At 61.7% G+C, this 23,161-nt stretch carries 23 protein-coding genes and 1 riboswitch; of the genes, 9 read left to right on the top strand and 14 right to left on the bottom strand.

The genetic code is table 11. From position 1 onward, the window contains the following. Positions 1–76: 76 nt before the first annotated feature. A riboswitch (cobalamin riboswitch) is annotated at positions 77–224 on the bottom strand. A 69-nt stretch (positions 225–293) separates the two neighbouring features. The 4 genes from AC3WQS_RS06660 to AC3WQS_RS06645 all read left to right on the top strand — a co-directional run bounded on the left by AC3WQS_RS06660 (position 294) and on the right by AC3WQS_RS06645 (position 5,204). Next, a complete protein-coding gene (locus tag AC3WQS_RS06660) occupies positions 294–2,414 on the top strand; it encodes an MMPL family transporter (protein WP_492712160.1) in 2,121 nt (706 codons plus the stop codon). A gap of 129 nt (positions 2,415–2,543) precedes the next feature. After that, positions 2,544–2,666 (top strand): hypothetical protein, encoded by a 123-nt coding sequence (locus tag AC3WQS_RS06655; RefSeq protein ID WP_019747629.1) that lies wholly within the window; start codon positions 2,544–2,546, stop codon positions 2,664–2,666. A gap of 50 nt (positions 2,667–2,716) precedes the next feature. Beyond that, on the top strand, positions 2,717–4,711 hold the full coding sequence (locus tag AC3WQS_RS06650; RefSeq protein WP_172933418.1) for an SDR family oxidoreductase: 1,995 nt from the start codon (positions 2,717–2,719) through the stop codon (positions 4,709–4,711). Positions 4,712–4,763: 52 nt separating this feature from the next. Beyond that, positions 4,764–5,204, top strand: a complete 441-nt coding sequence (locus AC3WQS_RS06645; RefSeq protein ID WP_020906963.1) for a hypothetical protein — start codon at positions 4,764–4,766, stop codon at positions 5,202–5,204. A 380-nt stretch (positions 5,205–5,584) separates the two neighbouring features. Here AC3WQS_RS06645 and AC3WQS_RS06640 read toward each other — a convergent pair whose 3' ends face one another. Beyond that, the gene (locus AC3WQS_RS06640) at positions 5,585–6,574 is read right to left on the bottom strand and encodes a threonine ammonia-lyase (RefSeq protein ID WP_279218926.1); all 990 of its coding nucleotides are present in this window, start codon (positions 6,572–6,574) and stop codon (positions 5,585–5,587) included. 81 nt (positions 6,575–6,655) lie between these two features. Between AC3WQS_RS06640 and AC3WQS_RS06635 the strand changes: the two genes are divergently transcribed. Next, positions 6,656–7,570 carry a LysR family transcriptional regulator gene (locus AC3WQS_RS06635; RefSeq protein WP_492712161.1) on the top strand — a complete coding sequence of 305 codons (915 nt, stop codon included), beginning with the start codon at positions 6,656–6,658 and terminating at the stop codon, positions 7,568–7,570. A 25-nt stretch (positions 7,571–7,595) separates the two neighbouring features. Here the strand turns inward: AC3WQS_RS06635 and AC3WQS_RS06630 are convergent, their stop codons facing one another. After that, positions 7,596–8,180, bottom strand: a complete 585-nt coding sequence (locus AC3WQS_RS06630) for a TetR/AcrR family transcriptional regulator (protein WP_020969094.1) — start codon at positions 8,178–8,180, stop codon at positions 7,596–7,598. A 77-nt stretch (positions 8,181–8,257) separates the two neighbouring features. Between AC3WQS_RS06630 and AC3WQS_RS06625 the strand changes: the two genes are divergently transcribed. Then, on the top strand, positions 8,258–8,872 hold the full coding sequence (locus AC3WQS_RS06625) for an NAD(P)H-dependent oxidoreductase (protein ID WP_492712162.1): 615 nt from the start codon (positions 8,258–8,260) through the stop codon (positions 8,870–8,872). Between the two features lie 14 nt (positions 8,873–8,886). Here AC3WQS_RS06625 and AC3WQS_RS06620 read toward each other — a convergent pair whose 3' ends face one another. The 4 genes from AC3WQS_RS06620 to AC3WQS_RS06605 all read right to left on the bottom strand — a co-directional run bounded on the left by AC3WQS_RS06620 (position 8,887) and on the right by AC3WQS_RS06605 (position 11,671). Then, positions 8,887–9,468: a GNAT family N-acetyltransferase gene (locus AC3WQS_RS06620; RefSeq protein ID WP_020906959.1), complete on the bottom strand. Its 582-nt coding sequence runs from the start codon at positions 9,466–9,468 to the stop codon at positions 8,887–8,889. Positions 9,469–9,652: 184 nt separating this feature from the next. After that, positions 9,653–10,555, bottom strand: a complete 903-nt coding sequence (locus tag AC3WQS_RS06615) for a ferredoxin family protein (RefSeq protein WP_374277204.1) — start codon at positions 10,553–10,555, stop codon at positions 9,653–9,655. A 30-nt stretch (positions 10,556–10,585) separates the two neighbouring features. Next, positions 10,586–11,158, bottom strand: coding sequence for a YdeI/OmpD-associated family protein (locus AC3WQS_RS06610; RefSeq protein WP_047888590.1), 573 nt, complete (start codon positions 11,156–11,158; stop codon positions 10,586–10,588). Between the two features lie 9 nt (positions 11,159–11,167). After that, positions 11,168–11,671: a hypothetical protein gene (locus AC3WQS_RS06605; RefSeq protein ID WP_492712163.1), complete on the bottom strand. Its 504-nt coding sequence runs from the start codon at positions 11,669–11,671 to the stop codon at positions 11,168–11,170. Between the two features lie 127 nt (positions 11,672–11,798). On the opposite strand from AC3WQS_RS06605, the gene AC3WQS_RS06600 reads away from it, so the two are divergent. Beyond that, positions 11,799–12,632: an alpha/beta hydrolase gene (locus AC3WQS_RS06600; RefSeq protein WP_019747617.1), complete on the top strand. Its 834-nt coding sequence runs from the start codon at positions 11,799–11,801 to the stop codon at positions 12,630–12,632. Here AC3WQS_RS06600 and AC3WQS_RS06595 read toward each other — a convergent pair. Further along, complete coding sequence (locus tag AC3WQS_RS06595) at positions 12,629–13,585, bottom strand: GlxA family transcriptional regulator (protein ID WP_408989301.1); 957 nt, start codon at positions 13,583–13,585, stop codon at positions 12,629–12,631. The genes AC3WQS_RS06600 and AC3WQS_RS06595 overlap by 4 nt on opposite strands. A gap of 126 nt (positions 13,586–13,711) precedes the next feature. On the opposite strand from AC3WQS_RS06595, the gene AC3WQS_RS06590 reads away from it, so the two are divergent. Next, a complete protein-coding gene (locus tag AC3WQS_RS06590; protein WP_019747615.1) occupies positions 13,712–14,350 on the top strand; it encodes an HD domain-containing protein in 639 nt (212 codons plus the stop codon). 9 nt (positions 14,351–14,359) lie between these two features. Here the strand turns inward: AC3WQS_RS06590 and AC3WQS_RS06585 are convergent, their stop codons facing one another. The 7 genes from AC3WQS_RS06585 to imuA' all read right to left on the bottom strand — a co-directional run bounded on the left by AC3WQS_RS06585 (position 14,360) and on the right by imuA' (position 21,718). After that, positions 14,360–15,316 (bottom strand): R2-like ligand-binding oxidase, encoded by a 957-nt coding sequence (locus tag AC3WQS_RS06585; RefSeq protein WP_019747614.1) that lies wholly within the window; start codon positions 15,314–15,316, stop codon positions 14,360–14,362. An 87-nt stretch (positions 15,317–15,403) separates the two neighbouring features. Beyond that, positions 15,404–17,041: a sulfatase family protein gene (locus AC3WQS_RS06580; protein WP_492712164.1), complete on the bottom strand. Its 1,638-nt coding sequence runs from the start codon at positions 17,039–17,041 to the stop codon at positions 15,404–15,406. Between the two features lie 45 nt (positions 17,042–17,086). Continuing rightward, the gene (locus AC3WQS_RS06575; protein ID WP_019747612.1) at positions 17,087–17,428 is read right to left on the bottom strand and encodes a DUF6292 family protein; all 342 of its coding nucleotides are present in this window, start codon (positions 17,426–17,428) and stop codon (positions 17,087–17,089) included. Between the two features lie 67 nt (positions 17,429–17,495). Beyond that, entirely contained in the window at positions 17,496–18,251 is a 756-nt protein-coding gene (locus AC3WQS_RS06570) for an alpha/beta fold hydrolase (RefSeq protein ID WP_019747611.1), read from the bottom strand. Continuing rightward, positions 18,238–19,083, bottom strand: coding sequence for an alpha/beta hydrolase (locus AC3WQS_RS06565; RefSeq protein WP_070796129.1), 846 nt, complete (start codon positions 19,081–19,083; stop codon positions 18,238–18,240). The genes AC3WQS_RS06570 and AC3WQS_RS06565 overlap by 14 nt, the downstream gene beginning before the upstream one ends. Positions 19,084–19,247: 164 nt before the next feature. Continuing rightward, positions 19,248–20,801 carry a DNA polymerase Y family protein gene (locus AC3WQS_RS06560; protein WP_029254945.1) on the bottom strand — a complete coding sequence of 518 codons (1,554 nt, stop codon included), beginning with the start codon at positions 20,799–20,801 and terminating at the stop codon, positions 19,248–19,250. After that, entirely contained in the window at positions 20,798–21,718 is a 921-nt protein-coding gene (gene imuA' / locus AC3WQS_RS06555; protein WP_492712165.1) for a DnaE2-dependent mutagenesis accessory factor ImuA', read from the bottom strand. The genes AC3WQS_RS06560 and imuA' overlap by 4 nt, the downstream gene beginning before the upstream one ends. A gap of 227 nt (positions 21,719–21,945) precedes the next feature. Here imuA' and AC3WQS_RS06550 point away from each other — a divergent pair, with 227 nt between their 5' ends. Beyond that, positions 21,946–23,145 (top strand): serine/threonine-protein kinase, encoded by a 1,200-nt coding sequence (locus AC3WQS_RS06550; protein ID WP_020969081.1) that lies wholly within the window; start codon positions 21,946–21,948, stop codon positions 23,143–23,145. Positions 23,146–23,161 lie beyond the last annotated feature (16 nt).

Raw genomic sequence — 23,161 nt, 5'->3', positions numbered from 1 at the left:
ACAGACAACTCCGCCCGCACACTGATACTCGGCCAGAGCTCCTGCTGGACTTCCTTTTCGTAGACCACGACGAATGGATGTCGCACACCGCGCGGTGGGTAATCGGGCTTGCCGACGCTCGGTGACTACCGAGAATCGACCTACCGTTGCGGGTCAGCGCCGGATTCGGACCGGCTTCCCCCACACACGTGGCTTGCAAGTGCTTCGAGCAGTATGCATGACGTTTCCGATTCAAGACCAAACGCCCACTACAGTCGATCTGGCCAGACGCCCCCACACACCGGAGTTGATACATGACACGCTGGGCCCAAACCGTCGTCGCCCGGAAATGGTGGGTACTGAGCCTCGCGGTTCTGATAGTTCTCATCAGTGGGGTGTGGGGACTCGGAGTGTTCGGCAAGCTCAGCCAGGGCGGCTTCATCGATCCGGGCAGCGACTCCGCGAAGGTTGCGGACATCATCGAAGACAATCTCGGGCCGCAGACCCCGGACATCATCGCGATCTACTCACCCACCGACGGTAAGACCCTCGACGACATCGGGCCGGCAGTAACGGCCGCCGTCGACCAGTTCAAAACGGAAGTGCCGACCGCGTCGGTGAAGTCGTATTGGGGAACAGACGCCGCGGCCAAGGCCAGCCTGCTCTCGAACGACGGATCCATGGCGGCCGTTGCGATCACGTTGGCACCGGACTCGGGCGTCACACCGGCCACTTTCGCCGATCTCTTGCCGAAGCTCGAAGTTGAAGGTGCCGAGGCACAATTCGCGGGCAATACCGTCGTCGGCGTTGCCTTCAACACCAAGCTGGAGAAAGACCTGGTGGTCGCCGAAGCCATCGCCATTCCGATCACTCTGGTGCTGCTGGTCTTCATCTTCGGCGGCATCGTCGCTGCGGCGGTTCCGGTATTCGTGGGTGTACTCAGCGTCTTGAGCGCCTTGGCGGTTCTGCGAATCCTCACGCTGATCACCGATGTGTCCTCGTTCTCGATCAACGTCGCTTCTCTTCTCGGGTTGGGACTTGCAATCGACTACGGACTGTTCGTGGTCGGTCGGTTCCGTGAAGAACTGAATTCGGGCTCGGACCCGGGAGCGGCTGCGCAGCGGACAGTTCTGACCGCGGGTCGCACCGTCATGTTCTCGGGTCTGCTGCTGATCTGCGCGTTCAGCGGCATGCTCGTTTTCCCGCAGGCCGTCATCCGGTCTTTGGGTTTCGGTGCGATCGCAGCAGTACTGAGCGCGGCAGTTCTGTCGCTGACCGCTGTGCCTGCGCTGCTTGCCATTCTGGGGCATCGCATCAACGCCCTGACGTGGCGCAAGGATGCGGCGCAACGCGGCGAGGAACGCTCGCGCAAGTTCTGGGGCCGCGTCGTCACGTGGGTGATGAAGCGTCCGGTCGCGGTCTCGGTGACGATCGTGGCCGTGCTGCTCGTGATGGCCTCGCCGCTGCTCGGTGCCCGTTTGGGAGAACTCTCGTACACCGCACTCCCGGACAACGACCCCGCTCGCGTCGCAATGGACACGTTGGTCAACGACTTCCCGCAGACCGGCAACGGCGCGACGATGATCCTTCAGGCCGAGGACGGGAACACTCTCACCCCGACCGAAGGTGCAGCGATCGCCGAGTCCGCCGGTCAGGTCGAGGGCATCGGTCAGGCGACCGTCGTCGCGAGCACCAATCAACTCATCGCGGTTCAGGCTCTCTACAGCGAGGGCTCTACACCCCAATCACAGAGCACCGCAGTGACAGATCTGCGTGCGATCTCCGCTCCCGACGGAACAGTGCTGCTTGTCGGTGGCGGTCAAGCCATGGTCGACGACGGCAACAACGCCGTCCTGCACTGGTTGCCGGTGATGATCATCATCATGGTCGGATCGACCTTGATCCTGTTGTTCCTCGCGTTCGGTTCGGTGGTCCTGCCCATCAAGGCGGTACTGATGGCCGCGCTGAGCCTCGCGACCACCTTCGGAGTCCTCACCTTCGTCTTCCAGGACGGTCACGGCGTCGAACTCCTCGGGGTCAGTCAAACTCCGCTGGAGGCGACGTTCGTCGTGCTCATCCTGGCGGTGGTGTTCGGATTGTCCACGGACTACGAGGTTTTCCTGATGTCCCGGATGGTCGAGGCCAAGAACGCGGGAGCGACGACGGAGGAAGCAGTCAAGTTCGGAACCGAACGCACCGGCCGAATCGTGACGGCCGCCGCCCTACTCCTGATCGTGGTGACGGGGGCATTCGCGATGTCCGGGTTGTCGGTGATGAAGTTCCTGGGCGTCGGCATGATCGTCGCGTTGATAGTCGACGCGACCATCATCCGCATGTTGCTCGTGCCCTCGCTGGTGAAGTTGATGGGCGAAGCGAACTGGTGGGCTCCGGCCTGGATGAAAAAAGTTCACGCGAAGGTCGGCATCGGCCACTGATTTCGGGCCACTGATCACGCACTAGTGGATTTCCCTGATCGGGCAGTCGTCCTCGAGGATGACTGCCCGATCAGGGAAATCGCTCCGCAGGTCGATGTTCTCCGAAGCTGATTTCGTCAGACTTGGAGCATGACAATTTTCGAATGGATCCTTGCAATCCCCGCTCTTGCACTTGCCGTCGCGTTCCTGTTTTCCGGAATCATCACTGCGGGCATCGACTTCGACACCGAGGATGGCGTCATGACGCACTGATGTCCGGTTCCCCCTAGCCGTCGATCTTACTTTGGAGTAAGTTACCGACCATGGCCACATACATTGTCACTGGCGGTACCGGGTTCCTCGGACGAGCTGTACTACCGCTCCTGCTCGAGCATGATGAAACTGCTCAGATCCACGTGCTGGTCAGAGCGGGTTCTGTCGCAAAACTCGAAGCACAGGTGTCGGCAATTCCCGGCGGCGATCGAGTGCATCCGCTCGTTGGCGATCTGACCGAGCCCGAGCTGGGCATCGACTCTCCCCCGCCGGCCGACCATGTCCTTCACCTCGGCGCGATCTACGACATCACGGCCGGAGACGAGCAGGCTTCGACGAATGTCGAGGGCACACGCTCCGTGGTCGAACTTGCTGCGAAACTGGGAGCCACCCTTCATCACGTGTCATCGGTCGCAGTCGCAGGCGACTATCCGGGCACGTTCAGCGAGACCGATTTCGATTGCGGCCAAGGCTTTCCGACGCCGTACCACCGAACCAAGTTCGAGGCCGAGAAGCTCGTTCGAGAACGAGAAGGCCTCACCTGGCGTGTTTATCGGCCGTCTGCCGTGGTCGGCAACTCCGTCACCGGAGAGATGGACAAGATCGACGGACCGTATTACTTGTTCCCAGGTCTGGCGCTACTCGCGAAACTACCTGCAGCACTCCCTGTCCCGATCCCCAACCTCGGTGCAACCAACGTGGTGCCGGTCGACTATGTGGCCGCTGCCCTCGTCGAGTTGATGCATGTGCCCGGCCGTGACGGCGAAGCATTCCATCTCGTCAATCCGAAACCTCAACCGGTACGCGAAATCTATGCCGGCCTCGCCAAGGCCGCCGGAGCGCCGCGGCCCGCGCTCAGCCTGCCGGGCGTGATCGCCAAACCCTTTGTCTCGCCATTGCCGATGGATTCGGCAGAATCGGCACGAAAAGTCTTCCTCGATCGCATCGGCATGCCTGCAGCGTTGCTCGACAACATGACGATGGCGCCGACCTTCACCTCCGAGAGAACCGTTGCCGCCCTCGCCGGATCAGGCCTGACGGTCCCCGAGTTCGGGTCGTATTCGACTGTGCTGTGGAAGTACTGGCGCGCAAACCTCGATCCCAATCGCGCACGTCGCAACCATCCCGAAGGACCACTTGTCGGTCGGATAGTCCTGATCACCGGTGGCTCGTCCGGAATCGGCAAGGCCTCTGCCATCGCCGCCGCCCAGAAAGGCGCCACAGTTCTCCTGATCGCACGCCGCACCGACGAACTCGATGCCGCGGTGCAGGAGATTCGATCAACCGGAGGCAAAGCGTTCGGTTATCCCTGCGACATCACCGACGACGAGTCGGTCCAGCATACGATCAAAAGCATTCTGACAGAACATGATCACGTGGACATGTTGGTGAACAACGCCGGCCGATCCATTCGGCGCGGCATTTACCATTCCACGGATCGTTTCCACGACTACGAACGAACGATGGCCGTGAACTACTTCGGCGCTGTGCGATTGGTGCTCGCATTGTTGCCCACCATGCGTTCTCGCCGCTTCGGTCACATCGTGAACATCAGCAGCGCGGGAGTCCAGGCGGCAACCCCTAGATTCTCGGCCTACGTGGCGAGCAAGGCCGCCCTCGACGGCTTCTCCGACGTAGCTGCCTCCGAAACCCTGGCGGACGGAATCACTTTCACGACCATCCACATGCCGCTGGTCGAAACGCCGATGATCGCTCCGACCGGCGAATACAACAACGGCCCGATCACCAGCCCGGAAAAGGCTGCGGCAATGGTGATCCGCGCGCTGATCGAACGCCCCAAGCGCATCGACGTGCCACTGGGCACTCTGGGTGATCTGGGAACCTTGTTCGCACCGCACACCAAGGACCGGATTCTCAACCAGATGTACCAGGCCTTCCCTGACTCCCCGGCGGCAAAGGGGCAGGTAGACAAAGAAACTCCGTCAGACGTTTCGGCAACACCGTCGCGTCAGCGCCATTCACGCTCGCGCATCCGCAAACTCGGCCGACGCGCCGCCCGACTCGTGCCCGGAACGCACTGGTGACCGGTGGTGTGACTTCGCCTCGTAGCGTGTTGGCCACCGCAAGGGATCTGCAGTGCTAGTCATCAGAATCTATCCTGACCATGGCCATCCCAGTTCACTATGGCCGTCGAAGGAATTGATTGTCGTCCCGCCGCAACGGTTCCCGCAGGCATACGTTCTCCCGAGCCAAATGGGGATCGACGACGAACTCGGAGAGAAGATACTGGCGTGGACTGATCGCTTCCAAAAGTTCTTTGTGACCGAGATCGACGGCTTCGCGATGCGACCGAGGTGGCGTCCAGGGATCAACGTTTTCGACTGGTACGACGAGGGCTATCGGATCGTGGGCGAACTTCGCGCACGGTTTCCGGACGTGCACGTCAAACCTGAATTTGCCCAGTACGTCTTTTCGGTCAACGAGCGTCGGGAAAGCATGGGGCTTGTGCCGGTCAGCCTTCCGAACGAACCCAAGGCCGGGCATATAAGCATCACTGAACTCCTGCACCCCAAGTGAGTTTCAGAGCCATGGCGATGAGTGCGATCGATACTGCGGCAGTGATCGAGTTTTCCCATCCGAGGGCGAAGTAAACCGCGGAAGAATCGAAATCCACTGCCTTGCAATAGGCTATGGGAAACGGGATCCAGGCCCATCCTGTTTCTTCGAGTAATCCGATTCCATACGAACTTGATCTACAAAGCTCCGATGCGGACGCTGGGAACCCCCAACGTGAGGTCACTCCGAAGCTCACGATCAATCCAAGAACACCGACGACCAGCATGAGTGCGCAAATATTGAGAGTACGTGACTTTTCTCGGGGTGAAGTCATTGGCACACAGTACTTCGGCTTTCCGTCAGTTCGCTGACACTGCACATTGTTCCGAATGCGAGATCAATTAGCTGACGACCCTGCGGATCTCGCTCTCGGAGGCATTGGCGCCCGTGCAGACAACAGCAACGCGCTTGTCCGCGAAGGTGTTCGGATGTGCGTAGACCGCAGCAAGTGCGGCCGCACCGGCGCCCTCACTCAAAGTGTGTGCGTCGAAAAGGAGAGCCCGCTGCGCGAGGGTGATGTCATCGTCCGTGACGAGCAAGAAACCACCTAGCCGTTCTCGCATGACGCGTTGAGTCAATGCGAATCCGGCCCCGGTCGCGAGCCCTTCGACACGAGTGGCGTTCGGGCTCTCGACACAGGTGCCGGAAGTCCACGAGTCGTGCGCCGCTCGTGCGGCCTCCGACTGCACCGCGAACACCTCCAGGTGCGGTGCAAGCGCACTGGCGACGAGGCAAGCGGCCGCCGCACCACTGCCACCACCGACGGGGACGACCACTGCGTCCAGATCTGGCTGCTGCTCGACGAGTTCGACGTACGCCGTAGCAACACCGGCGAGGATTGCCGGCTCATTGGCGGCGCTGACGAGACGCAGGCCGTCACGTTCGCTGATGAACTCTGCGTGAGCGCGTGCCTCGTCGAAGTTTGCGCCGTGCTCGATGAGCTCGGCCCCAAGCATGCGGACAGCGTGAGCCTTGACCGGATTTGCCCCAGCCGGCATCACAATTACGCACCGCACGCCCGCATCCGCTGCGGCATACGCCAGGGACTGAGCATGATTTCCCGTCGAGTAGCCGATGATGCCTCGGGCCCGCGTCGGCTCATCGAGTCCAGCCACCAGGTTCAGTCCACCGCGAACCTTGAACGCACCTGTGGGTTGCACGTTCTCATGTTTGACGAACAACTGGCTGCACGAGCCCGCTCCCAAGGTCGGGTGCGATATCAGGGGCGTGACCGGTAGGTGGCGTCGGACAACCTGACTTGCACGCTGAATGTCCGCCCATGTGGGTGGTTGTAGCCCGGTTGTTGCCGCGAGATCAGGTGCCTGTGCCATGTGGATCACCCTGTCAAACACTGATTCATAGGTCTAATACATGTTTTCGTCGAAAGCATCGAAATCCTCTATGATTTCGTCATGCTCGATCTAATTCGACTTAGGGTCTTGGTCGCTGTCGCGCAGGAAGGATCGGTGACAGCCGCCGCCGATTCGCTCGGTTACGCGCAGCCCTCCATCAGTCACCACCTTCGACAGCTCGAATCGGAAGTCGGAGTTCCGCTGTTCCAGCGAGCCGGTCGTGGGCTACGTCTGACGGATGCCGGTGCGGTACTGGTTCGGCGCGCCACGGAAATTCTCGGTCACGTCGACGCTGCCGTAGCCGAGGTCGAAACGTACGCGGGACTGAGGGCGGGGCGGGTACGACTTGCCGCATTCCCGTCAGCCCTGGCGAGTTTGATTCCGCAGGCGATGGCAGCGTTCACGTCCCAGTACCCCGACGTGTCCATCAGCCTCGTTGATGCAGAACCACCCAAAGCACTTGCAATGCTTCGTAACAACGACGTCGACGTAGCTGTCGTTTTCGCACACGCGGATACCCCGGATGTGGGGCTGAAGCACGTCACCCTAACGACGTTGCTGGACGATCCGTTGTACCTGATCACCTCTGCGCGGAATGCAGATGCCGCCAACGAGATCACGGACTACGCCGATGAGACCTGGATTGCAGGCTGTCCGAGCTGCCGCGCCCACCTTCTCACCGCCTGCAATCGAGCTGGCTTCGTTCCACGGATCGAGTTCGAGACCGACGACTACGTCGCGGTCCAAGCGCTGGTCGCCTCCGGAAGCGGAGTCAGCACCCTTCCCGCCCTCGCTCTCCATGCACATCAGAACCCGGGTATCCGCGCACACCGCATTCGCGGCGAGCGACGCACTGTCTCCGTCGCAACCTTCGGGAAACCTCCGCTCGCTCCTGCCATTGACGCGTTCGTCAGCACCCTGGCGGCGACATCCGACTCCGTGCGTGAGCGGTTCGAATTGGATGGGCACCTGTAGGCGATGAGATCACGGCTGCACCGCACTACCCAGTCAGTGATGGCCTGCCGACAACCGCGACGATCAGCGCGGCAAGTTCACCTTTGGCGTCCTCGGGCGAGAGCACTCCGACGACCGCCGCGTGCGAGAGGGCCTCTGCAGCACCGAATATCGCAGTCATCGATGATTGTCCAAGCCCGTCGGCACTGAAAGGAGCCAGCACCTCGCGACAACGCTCTGAATAGGCGCGTTCCGACTCGCGCTTGACCTGCTCCAGCTCGGGCGAGCCCTCCAGCGCTGCAAGCACTCCCGTCAGTTCACGCCCCTGTGCCAGTGAACATCCGACATAGGAGTCGGCGATGGCATTCGCCCGCCCGTTCACAGACTCCTCCGCAGCTTCGAGGTATTCCCCGAGCATCACCGTCTGACGATCGTCGAATTCCTTGAAGAGGGCCGCCAACAGCGCAGCGCGGGAGGCGAAATGGCTGTAGACGACCGGCTTTGCAACGCCGGCACGTTCAGCCAACCGGCCGAGGGTCAGCGCATCCGCGCCCTCCTCTCGCACCAGTGCCCACGACACCTCCACGAGTTGTTCGTACCTGTCGGCTCGCGACAGTCTCGTTCGTGCCATCGGACACCTCCTTGCGCTATATACCAATAGTAACCTACTCTTAGTACATAAGCGCACCATCTACCGAAGGAACGCTCATGACCACACTCGTCGTAGTCTCCCACTCCGATCCACAGTCACTTACCCAGCATGTCGCCCGTTCTACCGCCGACGCGATCCGCGACCTGGGCGGCGATGTCGACATCGCGGACCTACATGCCGAGAATTTCGATCCCCGATTCTCCAAAGCCGATGTGAACCTGTTCCGCGGCAAGGGGACTCCCCCGGCCGACGTTGTAGCCGAGCAGGACCGAATCGATCGAGCAGACGATCTGATTCTCGTGTTTCCGATGTACTGGTGGTCGATGCCCGCACTACTCAAAGGTTGGATCGATCGAGTCTTCGTCAGCGGATGGGCGTACGAGTTCACCCCGGGAAGCGAATTCGTGAAGAAACTGGACCGACTCACGGTCCACCTGATCCCTGTCGCGGGTGACGACGCGGAAAGTTTCGAACGCCACGGTGTGTACGAGGCCTTCCAGACACAGATCGAGCACGGCATCATCGAATACTGCGGTGCCACACTGGGATCGACAACATTCGTTCACGAGTCGGACACGAAGCGCCGCGATACCCTCGCCGCAGAAATCCAAGACCTCAGCGAAAGCATCGCTGCCCGTGTCGCCTACCCTGCGACCGTGGCTTCCCGTTGACGGTCAGACATCGGTCAACTGACGCTTGACCGGCCCGTGACTGCCCAGTAGCGAAGCGTATCCCCCGTGTGACCGAGGTTGCGCGACAACTGATCAGCTGGGCGCACGCTGTCGAGTAGACCACCACACCCTTCGATTGCCTTACGTGAACCCGCGTTCGTTTCGTCGCAGGTAATCAGGACGCGACTGAGCCCCACCGGGTCGCCTGCATACGTGAGCACCTCCCGCAGAGCAGCCGACGCTAAACCTTTCCGGCGTTCCGACGGCCTGACCCCATAGCCGATGTGACCACCGACATCGGCCAAGAACTCATTCAAGCTGTGCCGCAACTGGATAGCGCCGAGGTACCTGCCGTCTCGAACGATCCACCAGTTGGTTGCCGGGACAATGTCGGGCCCCGGCACTGCCTCTGGCTGCGCCAACAACTCCTGCACCCACTGCCCGAATCCATCCCGGGAGGCAAGATCGAGATCTAGACGTTGCGCAACTCCCAATGCCGAACCGGGCTGGTCCGCCTGCGGTCCGCCCCACTCGTCACGCGACTCCAACCAGGACGCCCACAAGGCCTCGTCAGGTGCAACCAGATCGACAGTCATAGCTGCGATGCTACTTCGCACCCGCAACGGTGCCGCTATTCCCCCGAACCGCCGCTGCCTAAGTCCCGAATCCGCTTGTCACGCCAGCAGACTGTGGATCTGATGGAGTCCGTATCCTCCGCGCCACCTGCCGGCCCATGTGATCGCATTCATCGAGACTGATCGTATGGAACCGACGAGGGAATCACAGTTCTCGAATCGACGTGACGACAACTGGCCTGACCGGTTTGGGCGCCGCGCCGCAACTCGGTGGACGCGGCGCGAGTTCGGAGACCGCCGTCTCGACCATCCACCGCCGTCCGTCCACATGCGCGACGACGCATGTCCCGTCACTGGCCTGCTTGATGATTGCCAAATCGTCGATTCCGCAGCTGATTTGTTGTCGTACAGCAACTTCCGAAGCCTGCCCCGCAGGAAACCAGCAACTCCGTCCACGCAGGCCTGGCAAATGGACCTGATCTCGGGAAGCCACCTCCACAGCCGTGACACTCTCACCAGCGGACAGACGGCCGTACGTATTGCCGCTCGGCAGCAGGATCATCGACGGCGCAAATCGGTGCCCGCCAGTATGCGAACACTCCCACACCTGGGGTCCGAAGGACGACATCAGCGCTGCGGCAATCGGCCTGCCGAACACAGCGCAGCATTGGTCACGCTTACCGTGCGCACAAACCAAGACGACTGGCTCGTCCACCGAGTCGCCCAATCCTGGTGGAGGGCCGTCGAGTAGCGCGAAATCGATGTCGAGCAGATCAGCCGGTGAATCGATGCGCAACCGTTCGCACCACGAGTCGCTCGGATCGGAGCGCGCGAGCAAGACCGTGTGCCCATCAGTCAGCGGATCGGTGCGGCCTGGTCGCCGAATGAACATGATTCGTACGTCGGCAGCATCAGCTCGCCGACTCAGCTCGGCGGCAAGCTCCTCCCCCAAGGCCGTACCGTCCAGCACGTCACGGCCCCAAGCGGCATTGAATTCGAGGCATACCCAACCCCGCACGACGGCAGCGCTGCCTGCCAACGGTTCGTCAACAGCAGACAGTGCGGAACAGGTCTCGGCTTCGATCACGAGCCCTATTGTGTCAGCCACGTTGAAAGTCGATCAGCCATCCCAGTCAGCTCAGTAGAACTTCTTGCCCTCCGCGAGTTGGTTCACGAACTTCTCGATCCGCCTGGCGCGTGTCTCCGGACGCTTTGCCTCCTGCAGTCGGTACGCGATGGTGAATCGATTGGTGGAATTGAGCGTCGCGTAGAACTCGCGAGCCTTCGGGTTTTCCGCAAGCGCATCGAGAAAGTCCCTCGGGACCTCGGCCTTGGCTGCTCCCTCGTACGCGCGATCCCAGCGGCCGTCGGCCTTGGCCTTCTCTATCTCAGCGATGCCGGATGGCTCGAGGAGTCCCGCAGTGTCGAGGCGGGCGACTATCTCGACGTTGCGTTTGGACCACGGACTCCGCGCAGTGCGACGCGAAAACTTCTGCACGAAAAAATCGTCGTCGATTCGCCGGGAGAGGCTGTCGATCCAGCCGAAGCACAGGGCAACGTCCAACGCTTGGTCGTAGTCGATCGAACTGTGTGACGAGGTCTTCTTGGCCATTTTCAGCCAAAGCCCGGGGACCGCCTCGTGGTTCTCGCACAGCCATCGACGGAACTCTTCTCCGTCAGCGAAGTATTCGGTACCGAGTTCGACTGCCATCAGTGCTCCTCATTTTCGCGATACCCATACTCTGACAAAACCCTGCGACAAATATCCGAAAGTTCCGAGTGCGAGTACCCATTTGGCAATACTGACCGTCGAGGCGGCGCGAACCCTCGAGTCGGTGATGCTGTCGCGATGATCGAGGAAATGGAGGCCGATCACGTTCTCGACATAATCGCCCGCCGCCGACAGCACCGGCGCTACGGCAAGCGCGCGCCGAGTTGCGGTCGAAAGGGGAACCCGCTCTCCGAGCCGCTTGCCTGCGGACCGCAAAGCCATCGCGTAGATCGCGGGATGTACGAAGTCCGGGTAGTAGTGACTACGAAATCGCGCCGTGGCCTCCGCTTCCATGGAGTCCAAGATCTCGAGGTACCGACGAGCGGAAAACGCCGTCTGCACTTCCAATACTTTAGGAGCCACCGGCCCGAGTAGACGAGCAATGTTTGCTTGTGAGACAGCAAAAGCGGTGGTCCACAGTGCCATCGCCTTCGCGGAGCCGGTTGGTGCCATGCCACGATCGTGCCATCTTCGAACAACAGAACGGAATGACCCGACGGAAAAGCTCCACAAAATATGCGTGAGGTTGTAAAAAGCGGGCATCCCGTATCGATCATCGGTCCGATAGCGGGGAGCGCGCATGTCGCCCAAGTCCAACCCGACTGTTCTGTTCATCCACGGACTCTGGATGCACCCGACCACGTGGGATCCCTGGGCGCAGGTTTTCAACGCGCAGGGGTACTCCACGATGGCACCCGGATGGCCAGGGGATGCGTCCACGGTGGGTGAGACGCGCGAACACCCGGAGGACATCGCGGGACACGGCATCGACGACGTGACGGACCACTACGCCAAGGTGATCGCTGATCTCGACGAACCACCGATCGTGGTCGGGCATTCGTTCGGAGGTTTGATCGCGCAGAAACTGCTGGGCCAGAAGTTGGCGACCGCGGCAATTGCCATCGACCCCGCTCAGCCCAAAGGTGTGTTGAAACTTCCTCTCGTTCAGCTTGGAAGCGTGTTCCCTGTCCTGTCCAACCCCGGCAACTACCGGAAGGCCTACTCACACAACAGAAAATCGTTCCACAAGTCCTTCGCCAGCGCCGTGTCCCAGGACGAGTCCGACGCCCTGTTCGAGCAGTATGCAATTCCCGCCCCCGGACGGCCGTTGTTCGAGGCAGCACTCGCCAACTTCGCGCCCCACAGCCCCGCTGCAGTGGATTTCAACGCCCGCCGCGGCCCCCTCCTGATGATCGGCGGCGGTAAGGATCGCACAGTACCGAAGGCCAGTTCGGACAGCTCGTTCAAGAAGTACGCCAAGGCCCCGACGATCAACGAATACAAGGTATTCGGCGACCGAGGTCACTCGCTGACCATCGACCACGGTTGGCGTGAGATCGCCGATTACAGCCTTGCCTGGCTCGACAAGCAGGGCATGAGCCCGCCACAAGGCAAGCACGAAAGTCAGTCCTAGCCGAACGCTTGAAACCGACGACGGTACACCTGGGGCGAGATTCCGAGATGAGTCGAAAATGCTCGTCGTAGGGATTCCGAACTGCCGAATCCCGCCAACTGCGCGGCTTCGGTCACCGAGTGGCCGGCATCGAGGAGCGCCTTCGCAGCGTCGAAACGGATCAACTCGACGTATTTGGCCGGCGTCGTCCTTAATTCTTCGCGAAAGAGCCTCGTCAGATGACGCGGGCTCAGGTGCGCCAGGGCAGCCAGTTGCTCGACCGAATACTCCCCCGCCGGATCGGCCGCGACGGCGTCGACCACTTCTCGGAGCGCAGGGACCCGAGGCCGCGGCCCACTGAGCGAGGGCGAAAACTGTGACTGTCCGCCTGGACGCTGGAGAAATACCACCAGAAGTTGTGCGACGCGTCGAGCCATTTCTGCACCATGATCACGCTCGAGCAATGCGAGCGCGAGGTCGATGCCCGCGGTCACACCCGCAGACGAGAACACCGCGCCATCCTGAATGAAGATGGCGTCAGGAACCACCGTGATCTGTGGATAGGCGCGCGCCAGCGTTGCCGTGTGTTGCCAATGTGTCGTTGCGCGGCGTCCGTCGAGCAATCCACTCGCCGCAAGAATGAATGTCCCGGTACAGATTGAGGCGACCCGGCCCGAACGCCCCGCCAGATCGCTTGCTGCCTCGCGCAGTTCCGGACTCACCGGCGTCGACGGGAACACGTCTCCACCCATGACCAGCAACGTGTCGAAAGAACCGGAATCTACAACGTCACGGTCGACCGGAATGCGCATCCCGGTCGAGGAGTCGACATCGTGTCCACCTACCGAGCAGATCACCAACTCGTAGTTCGCCCCGCCGCGATTGGCTTCCGCGAACACCTCACTCGGACCTGCGACGTCGAGCAGTTTGACGCCGTCGAACACCAGGACGGCAACTCGATGCACTGCGGTCACGATGCGCTCTCCTTCGTCCTGATCTGTGGACAGTATGGCCGAGATCAGGGTGCGCCCGCGGGCGTGCTCGACCGACACTGGGATAGACCGAGAAATTCGCAGCAACGACGAGCAGAGCAGGTACCGATGACCACGATCATTGCCGGTGTGAAAATCCCCGATTCGAAGATGGCTGCCGACGCCACCGAGCTGGTACGAGATACGGCGTCCGAGTTACTGTTTCACCACTCGCGACGTGTCTTCCTCTTCGGATCGCTTCAAGGAGCGCGTCTGGGTCTGCAGGCCGACCCCGAATTGCTCTACGTCGGCGCCATGTTCCACGACCTGGGGCTCACCGCGAAATTCCGGGACAGTACGTCACGTTTCGAATTGGACAGCGCCGACGAAGCGCGGCGATTCCTCACCGGCTACGGAGTCGACGAAACCGACATCCGCACAGTGTGGGAAGGCATCGCTCTGCACACGACGCCCGAGATCCCCTCCCGATTGGAACCCGAAATCGCCTTGGTGACAGCGGGTGTGGAGACCGACGTACTCGGAATCGGATACAGCGAACTCGACCAGGCCGACATTGACGCCGTCACCGCGGCTCACCCGCGCCCGGATTTCAAGAATCAGATCTTAAAGGCTTTCACCGAAGGCTTCAAGCACCGTCCCGAAAGTACATTCGGGACGGTCAACGCTGACGTACTCGAACATTTTGTGCCGGGATTTCGGCACATCGATTTTGTCGAGGTCATCCAGAACTCGGCTTGGCCCCAATAGAATTCGCTGTCATTTGGCCGCCTCACTCATCGCAGCGGCATCTTCCGCCCCGAACTTTTCCTCGAGGGTCTCCGGCGAATAGTCGAGGTCGATCTCGGCGACGTCGCGCCCGCGCGCGGACTCGATCGCCGAAAGTCGGCGCTGCGCACGGTCTGCGGCGTACTCGAGGAACTCCTGATTGTCCAAACCGAACGGCTGCACCTCGAATTGATCGTTGACCCAGTTGATCATTCCGAGTGCCATGGGCATGAGTTCACCCATCCGCTGCTGGACGACGTCCCAGTTGTGATCGTCGGCGGCTACGTGCCTTCGGCAGGTGAACGTCCCCCAAGCCATGTGCCGTCGCTCGTCGTCACCGATCTTTCGCACCAATTGCTGCATGCCAGGCAGGATTCCGCGCGTCGCACAGACTTTCTGCCAGGCGTAGTAGCCCGTCAACGCCAGACTGCCCTCGATGACGTGGTTGTACGTGACGCTGGCACGCACCTGGTTGACCGGACTCGGATCCGTCTCGAGAATGCGTAGCGACGAAGGCAACTCCTCGTAGAACAGTTGCCGGTAGTACGGATTGTCAGCGACGTAGGAATGCAGATCGCTGGTCAATCCCACTTCGTCCATCCACAGCCGAAAGACCTGGGTGTGCTTGGCTTCCTCGAAACAGAACTGCGTCAAGTACATCTCGTCGCCGAATCGCCCCTCGGTCGACATCGCTTTCATGAACGGTTGAATGTCTTCGGTGACGGCTTCTTCACCGGCAATGAACTGCGCGCACAGGAAGGTGGCGCTGCGCTGCTGCTCGCTGGTCAGCTCCTGCCAGTCACGAGCGTCCTGGGAAAAATCGAGGTCGGTTGGGTTCCAGAATTTGGCATTTCCCTTGGTGAACAATCGGAGTGGGAACGAATCCCAGTTCAACCCTCCCGACCGAAGAGTACTGAAACCTTCTCGCCCCGGCGAGGTGACAGTCATGACATTCCTTCTTCCCGAACCGAAGACAGATGCCCCATCAGCATGCCCGCAGAACTGAAACGTGAATCAGTTTTGGCGAAATTCGATCTATTCCTTCAGAGAAACGCCCTTGGTCTCCATCACTGCGAAGAGCTTGGCGTTCATCTGAGCCGCCAGATCCGGCCGATACGAGCCGATATTGAGCGGATTGGCTAGATTGTTCAGTTCCAAGGGGTCGGCTTGTAAGTCGTAGAGTTCGTATTGCGGCGCAGCAACTCCCGCAGGATCGAAGTACATCGTGTACTTCCATCGGTTCTCCCGGATGCAGCGGATGTGATTGGGCTGGGTGACGATGTTCTGACCGTCGGGCGTCGCACAATTCTGATCGTCGTAGGTGAACAGAATCGTGTCCTGAACCTGCGCGCTGGGACCGTGGGGGTAGGCGGCAGCGTTGATGATGACCGGTGTCAGATCGGTACCCGAGAAGTTCCACGATTCACGCGCTGGCGCTTGGGCGAGAGTGGCGAGAGTGGGCATCACGTCGATCAACGACGCCAAGGCGTCTGTGCGAACGGGTTCGGGAAACAGCAAGGGGTTGCTGATGACCAGTGGAACGCGCAGCGTTTCCTCGTAGGCGTTGAACACCTTCTGCCGCAAACCTCCGTGGCTCATCCCCATCTCACCGTGATCGGACATCCGTACGATCACGGTGTCGTCGAGCATCTGCGGGGTGGCTTCGATCGCGTCGAGCACGCTGCCGATGTGTTCGTCGACCACCTTGTGCATGTAGGCGTAGAAGTTGATGTAGTTGCGTGCCTGATCAGGCCCGAGCAGCGGCCCGAGCCCGGCTGCGAGTAGCAATTCCGACTGAACCTGCGCTGTCGGTTTGTGATTGAGTGCCAGGATCTCGTCGAAAGTGGGCGGCAAGTCGATCCCCTGCTCGAAGGCGCCTGGCGCGTCCGATCCATAGTTGTCGCACGTTCCGTTCATCGCATTCCAGGTCTGGGGGTACGCGAGGACGTCGTGTGGGTTCACGAACGAGACGATGAGCGCCCAAGGCTGCCCGGATGTGACCGCAGATCCGGAGAGGAAATCGACTGCCTCCTCGGCAACACGGCGATCATGGTCGGCGCACCCGCCACCGAAGTGGTCCGGATTGGTGTCCTGACCCGCGTCGGGGGGAATCCACCCTTCGAAGCCGAATCCCGCTACATCGTCACTTGTCGGATCACCACCCTCGACGCCTTTGCTCAGATGCCACTTCCCCCGGTACTGAACGTTGTAGCCGGCCGACGCCAGCAGCTTTGCCATGTTCTGCTCGGAGACTTGTAACTGTGGCTCGGTGGGTGAGACAGTGCCGCCTTCGGTGAGGGTTCTGGTGACCCTGTGCTGCGCAGGAAAGAGGCCGGTGAAGAACGTACTACGACTGGGCGAGCACATCGCGGTATTGCACACTGCCTGGTCGAACGTCAGCCCGTGATCGGCAATCCTCTTGCGGTTGGGCAGATTCTGATCAGCCCAGCCCTGCGGCCAATACATCGGCCGGCGCTCCTGATCGGTGATGATGACAACGATGTTGGGTTTCTGCGGAAACCGATCGGCGGGCGATGCTTTCGCCGGCGCCGCGCTCGCCGCGCCGGTTGCCACGTCTGCCACTCCGGCGAGGACAAGAGCACCGACGCCACCGAGGAACGTCCGGCGCGGCAATGAATGACAGTGCGATGCAGGAACGTTCTCTGGGTTCACGGGCGTCGTCCTCTCGGAGGCGTTGTGGCCCCAGAGTTGACCGAATCAGTGTTCGCTACACATGCGCGAGCAAACTGCCTCGGCGCTGATCAGTTCGATGACTCGATCCGCGCAGCGCAGCGGATCCGGTGTCCGGCCGATACCGAGAGGGTCGACAATCGAAATCGTCCTTCGCACGTCAGCCTCCTCGACACCCCACGACCAACCGAAGTCGTGATTCCAGAGCAGAACCGCGTTCTTCCCCGGATGGTTTCGGGCATGAACTGGCAGAACGATCACCGCATCCATACTCGGTCCCTGCGGCCATCGGACGGTCTCACCGTGAACGGATCGTGCTACCGCTTCGACGTATTCGTGTGCGGACCAGTCGTTGCCGTTGGTATGCATGGAAGTACATTCGGTGCCGCACGCGTAGCGGATGGGTTCTTGCCGGAACTGATCGAGTATTGCGCTTTCAGGAAATGAACGGCAACACAACGGATTCGAATTGGCGATGGCCGTCGCGATGGACACTGTGGCCGGTACGGAACGAGACCAATTCGCAGCGCGCGACGGTGGCTGCAACAGCGTCGAGGCGATCGGGATCCACCATCCCGCCCAGACCTCCACGCAGGAACAACATGTCAGCTTCGATGAGCGGCAACCGATCCCACCACTGCGGATCCGGTCGGCGGAACTGCTCGAGCGCGGACCGCGTCATCGAGCGATCGAACGTGAGCGCAGCTCGCGGGTGCCGCACCAGACTTGTTGTTGCATGCCACAGTTCTGGCACACTCGGCAATTTCCTCGCGAATACCTGTTCTGCGTCACCTGCGCGTAGCGGCAACGGTGCTTCCTCGATGACCAACTTCCGCACCACGGTGGGTCGTTTCTGCGCGATCAACGACGCCGCGTGCCCGCCGAGCGAATGGCCGACGAGATCCACCTGATCGAGTTCGAGATGATCACACACGTCCATGACGTCGTCGGCGAACTCGTCGAACAGATACGACGACGCCCGAGCGCTCCGGCCGTGGCCGCGAAGATCGACCGAAACAACTCGCCGGTTGCGTGATCGCAAGGTCCGCGCGAACTTGTCCCAGGTACCGCTGTCGCCACCCATCCCGTGCACGAGGACTACCGGAGGCAGATCGGCAACACTGGGATGCGAGCCGGAATCGCGGTAGCTGATCTGGACCCCGCCGGCACTTCGTACGTTAGCGACACTCACGAGTTCCCAGGATAGACCTGTCCTCGTGGATTGCTGAAGCTGTCAGCCGAGGCGGCAACTGCCCTGGCCGCGTGACCTCGTCGTAGCGACCGAGACCGATCCTCGCGATGTTGCGCAGCGACTCGCTTGCATCGGCGAAGTATCCACAATGCCCTCGAATGGCACCGGTGTCGAAAACAACAGCTCCGTGCTGCGCCCGAACTGGAGACGGGCCGTGCCCGAGGCGACCGATCTTCACGCGTGGGAAATACCGAATCCAGTCCGACGGCCCCAGCGCGGCCCAGAGATTTCCGGCAAAGCACAGGTCTTCGCGAGAACTGGTCCCCATCCCCGGGCTACCGAGCACCACACAATCGTCTACTCGCGCCGACGGGAGGGCGAGTCCGCACACCACGGCCCCGTAGCTGTGTCCGACGAGCGTCACATGCGCCGAACGCGGCAGGATGCGTGTCAATCGCGCCAGATCGATCGCACCGCGTTCTGCGAGTGTCCGCGAGAACGACTCGAGAAATCCCCACGGCGTCCGATAACCGACCCACACGATCACCGCGACGTGGTCGTTCCGTCCGAGCGTTCGGAGCATTCTTCCCAGTGTCCATCCGCTCGCTCGTGGTCCTGTCGGACGGTTCTCGTCGAAGTAGTTTCCCAATCCGTTGTCGTTGCCAGGCACGAAGATGACGATGTGCTCGGCTGTGGCGACATCGCCGAACACCTCCACGATCCGGCCTTCGCCAGACTCGTCGTACGCCAGAAGTTGTGCGTCGTGCAGCTCCGTCTGCTCGTAGTGAAGTCGATCGGTTCCGGAAACTTCAGGTCGACCCGCCGTTGCCATGACACTCCTCGTAAAGAGTTGCAACGGTGAGAATCATTGCAACGGTTACTTTTTGAATGTCATCAACGCTAGGAGCCGAGCGACGGCATGACGATGGTGCCAACGCCCCTACTGTTCGTACAGTCGACTCGACCAGGCGGGTACAGCTGGCTATACCTGCGAGCTCATTCGTACACACCCTCCACCGACCATCCACCGCCTTCACAGATCATCAGCAGCGCACGCGATTCCTCCAACAGAACCTGAGCCCGCGCCGCCGTGCGTGCCGAGGCAGCGTCCCACCATCGCTCGTCAACCGGCCAGGGCCCGGCCCACCCCTGCACTGCCCATTCCTTGCTCCCCCACTTCAGCCTTCCCGGCTGCGAACTGAAGACACCGCGCTCAGTGACGTACACGGCGTTACCGGCCACATCCCCCAGCCACACCTTGGGATTGTCGACGAAGATCGACCCCGGAGACGGTTGCGGCAGACGGCCCGGCCACGGGGCTGTCGGATCATGGGTAGCTACCCGCTCGTCACCCAAGGGCAACAAGGTAATTCGCTCCAAGGGCCCTCGACCTCCGCTCAGGACACCGACCTGAACCGATTCGCCACCCAGAAGACCCTGCACGCGCACCAATGCTCGCCTGGCTCGTTCCTCCTCGTCGCCGACACCGCCCCACAGCCCCAACTGCAAAGCGCCGGCACTGACCACCTCCACCGGTTCCAGACGCAACACGGCTATGCCTGCGGTTGGCCGGGTCTCACTGCGCCCGGTGAGCCAGCCATCCAGTTGCCATCGCACTCGATCGGCCGTTCCCTCCGGCGTCAGAGGTTCGGCGCAACGCCAAGTCCGAGAAAGATTTTCACCGTTACCCGTACTGGCCGAAATCGACAGACGGGTGCACGCCACCGCGGCAGCAGACAACTTGTCGTGCAGGAGACTCGCCAAGGCGCGCCCGGCAAACGCTGCGGCATCCACCCGCTCGATCGACGGATCGTAATGCTGCTCCACCTCCAGGTCCGGCGGAAGTGTCCGCGCCGACGGTGGCCGTTCGGGTTCACCTCGCGCCGCACGATGCGCGAGCACCGCATCGGCACCGAAACGCGAAGCGACGTCCACTGCCGGCAGATCCGCAAAAGCACCGATGGTTCTGATCCCGAGCCTGCGCAGCAGATCCACCAACTCCCCGCGATGCGGTGCAGACAGGCTGGGTTCGGCCGCCAACTCCGGCATGGGTAGCGGCGCCAGAAACCGTGCCCCCTCCCCCGGCGGCACCAGCGCTGCCCGGCGCGCGGCAATGACCGCCGTGGACAGCTGATCTGCCACCCCCACCTGACTCTCGACACCCGCAGCAGATGCCTGATCCACCAATCGTTCCGCCGCAGCTTCCTCAGAACCGAAGTACCGACTGACACCACGCGCGCTGAGCACCAACAAACCAGGACGGAGTACCTCGACGCCCGGTGCCACCGCGTCGATGGCCGCGGCCACCGGCTCGAACAATCTTGCATCGCGTTCCGGATCTGCCATCGCCACATACAGTTCCGGGCAGCGAGCCTGCGACTCGCGTCGGCGCAGGCCTCGTCGCACTCCCTCCGCACGAGCCGTCGCCGAACATGCGATCACCCGATTACCCGAAGTGACCGCGACGGGATGTGTGGCCGGAAGATCGGCAAGCGCTGCCGCTGCCACCGCCGGCCAGTCCGGGCACCACAACGCCAGAACTCTGCTCACAGTGACACCACCTGCGACGACACCACCTGCGACGACACCACCTGCTCCGACACCACCTGCGACGACACATCCTCGACCGGCCGAGAAGGTACCCACTCGACCCGCCCGGCTGCACTGCAGATGTCCAGACGCGTGGTCCGGGGCTGGAACGAGCGCCCCCGAGCACGAACCGCGAGGCTCAGGGAACTGAGCCGTCCACGCCCCAACTCCCGGCCCTGACCGAACCCACCATAGCCATGAACCCGAGCGTCCAACCGAACCTCGGCTCCGTCCCAGTGACCTTCGGTGACAACAAGAGTCGAGCCCTTGCTCCGAGCACGTGCGACCACCGCCCGAGCACGCGACGGGGATACCGACGCACCCGCCAATCCCAGAATCACCAGATCCATACCGTCGAGCAGCACGGCGGCGATCTCGACCGGATCCGGCCCAGGCGCCGGAATGAGTGCCAGACGTTCCAGTTGCGCACCCATCTCGTACGCCGCCAGCAATCCCAGTCGAGGCTGCCCGATGACTGCAACATGTCCTCCGGACGCCGTCACCGACGCGACCAATCCCAAAAGCAAGGACGCTGCGCCCTCGACGGACACCACGGTTCCGCGCACCAAACCGCCCTGCGGTAACAATGCGGCGATACCCTCCGGCACCGGGAGGACACCGGCTTTGTGCGCACGGTCCACGACCGGCCTGTCCCGGTCGGCAACACTCTCGGAGGCCGCTGCACTTGTCCCGGAAACACCAGCCACAGAAACACCGGCCACAGAAACACCAGGTCCGGAAACACTCGGTCCCGAAAACGACGTATCGCCTCGCGAGGGAATGGACGCGATCTGTCGGCGGAGCTGTGCCAGCCGATCCTGACGGGACAACCCCGCCGCATCTGCCGACAGCTCTACCAACTCGGTCACCTCGGTCATCCCCATCCTCCGGAACACCGGAAAAACTCACTCGGCAGCAATCCATAACCAGCCGGCAAACCGCGGGGAAGTCGGGTCTGACATGCATCCAACGAACAGCAATTTCGAACATATTTTCGAACTGTTTTCAGTAAACCGTGTCACCCCCGACACGTCAAGCAGAGCCAAAAACCCAGTTCACAGGAGCCTCGAGCGTCACAGTGGCATCAATCCATTAACCTTGAGATGTGACAGCTCAAGAGCAGACCGGGAGGGGCATCGGGCCCGAATACCTGCTGGCGGGGCGGTACCGACTCCGCTCCAAGATCGGCGACGGAGGGATGGGCGCCGTCTGGCTGGCCCGCGACACCCTCCTCAGCCGTGACGTCGCGGTGAAACAGGTCACAAGCACGGAAGGCCTCGACACCGAAACGGCCGAAGAGGTCCGTGAACGTACATTGCGCGAGGGCAGGAACGCCGCAAAGCTCACCCATCCCCACTCCATCGCCATGTACGACGTCGCGATCGAGTCCGGCGAACCCTGGCTGGTCATGGAGTACTTCCCGGCTCGCAGCCTCGCCCAGGCCATGAACCTGGCGGACACGTTGCCACCACTCGAAGTCGCGCAGATCGGCGCGCAGATCGCTGCGGCACTCACCGAAGCGCACGCCGCCGGCATCGTCCACCGCGACATCAAACCCGGCAACATCCTGATCGCCGACCGAGGCAAGTCCCTCGGCACCGTCAAGATCAGCGACTTCGGCATCGCCCGCGCAAAGAGCGACGTGTCCGACACCCAGGACGAGGTCATCACCGGCACTCCCGCGTACTTCGCACCCGAAGTTGCCCGCGGCGACGACCCCACCGAGGCCAGCGACGTCTTCTCACTCGGGTCGACGCTCTACACGGTGATCGAGGGCCAACCGCCCTTCGGCATCGACTCGGACGCTATCGCCCTACTGCATCGTGTCGCCAAGGCCGAGATCTACCGACCCACCAAGTCTGGACCGCTCACCGATGTTCTCCTTCAGCTCCTCGAGCCGGACCCGACCCGTCGGCCGACGATGGCTCAGGCACGCGACGCGCTCGCCGCAGCCGCGACCGGCGGCGGCACGATCGATCAGTTGATCGACGCTCCCGTCTACTCGTCCGAGGGCGCCGTGCCGGCCTGGGCTCACCGCACCACACAACTCGCCGACCCACACCGCCGCAATCGCCTGACCGGCTCCACGGTCACCGGACTTCCTGCAGTGCAACAGAACACGCCACTGCGAAACGTTCCCAGTCCGATGGACATGTTCTCCTGGCCGCCGCGGATACCGACCGGACCCACCGATGCCAGCACCCGCGACAAGGTAGTCGCGTGGGCTCCCCTCGCCATGACCGGCATGGTCGCCGTCATCATCTTGGCCGCACTGATCGTCGTCATCCTGGTGTTCACGGCCTGACTGGTGTTCACGGTCT

Source organism: Rhodococcus sp. FW305-130 (assembly GCF_058788335.1).
This window is presented reverse-complemented; position numbering and strand designations above follow the sequence as displayed.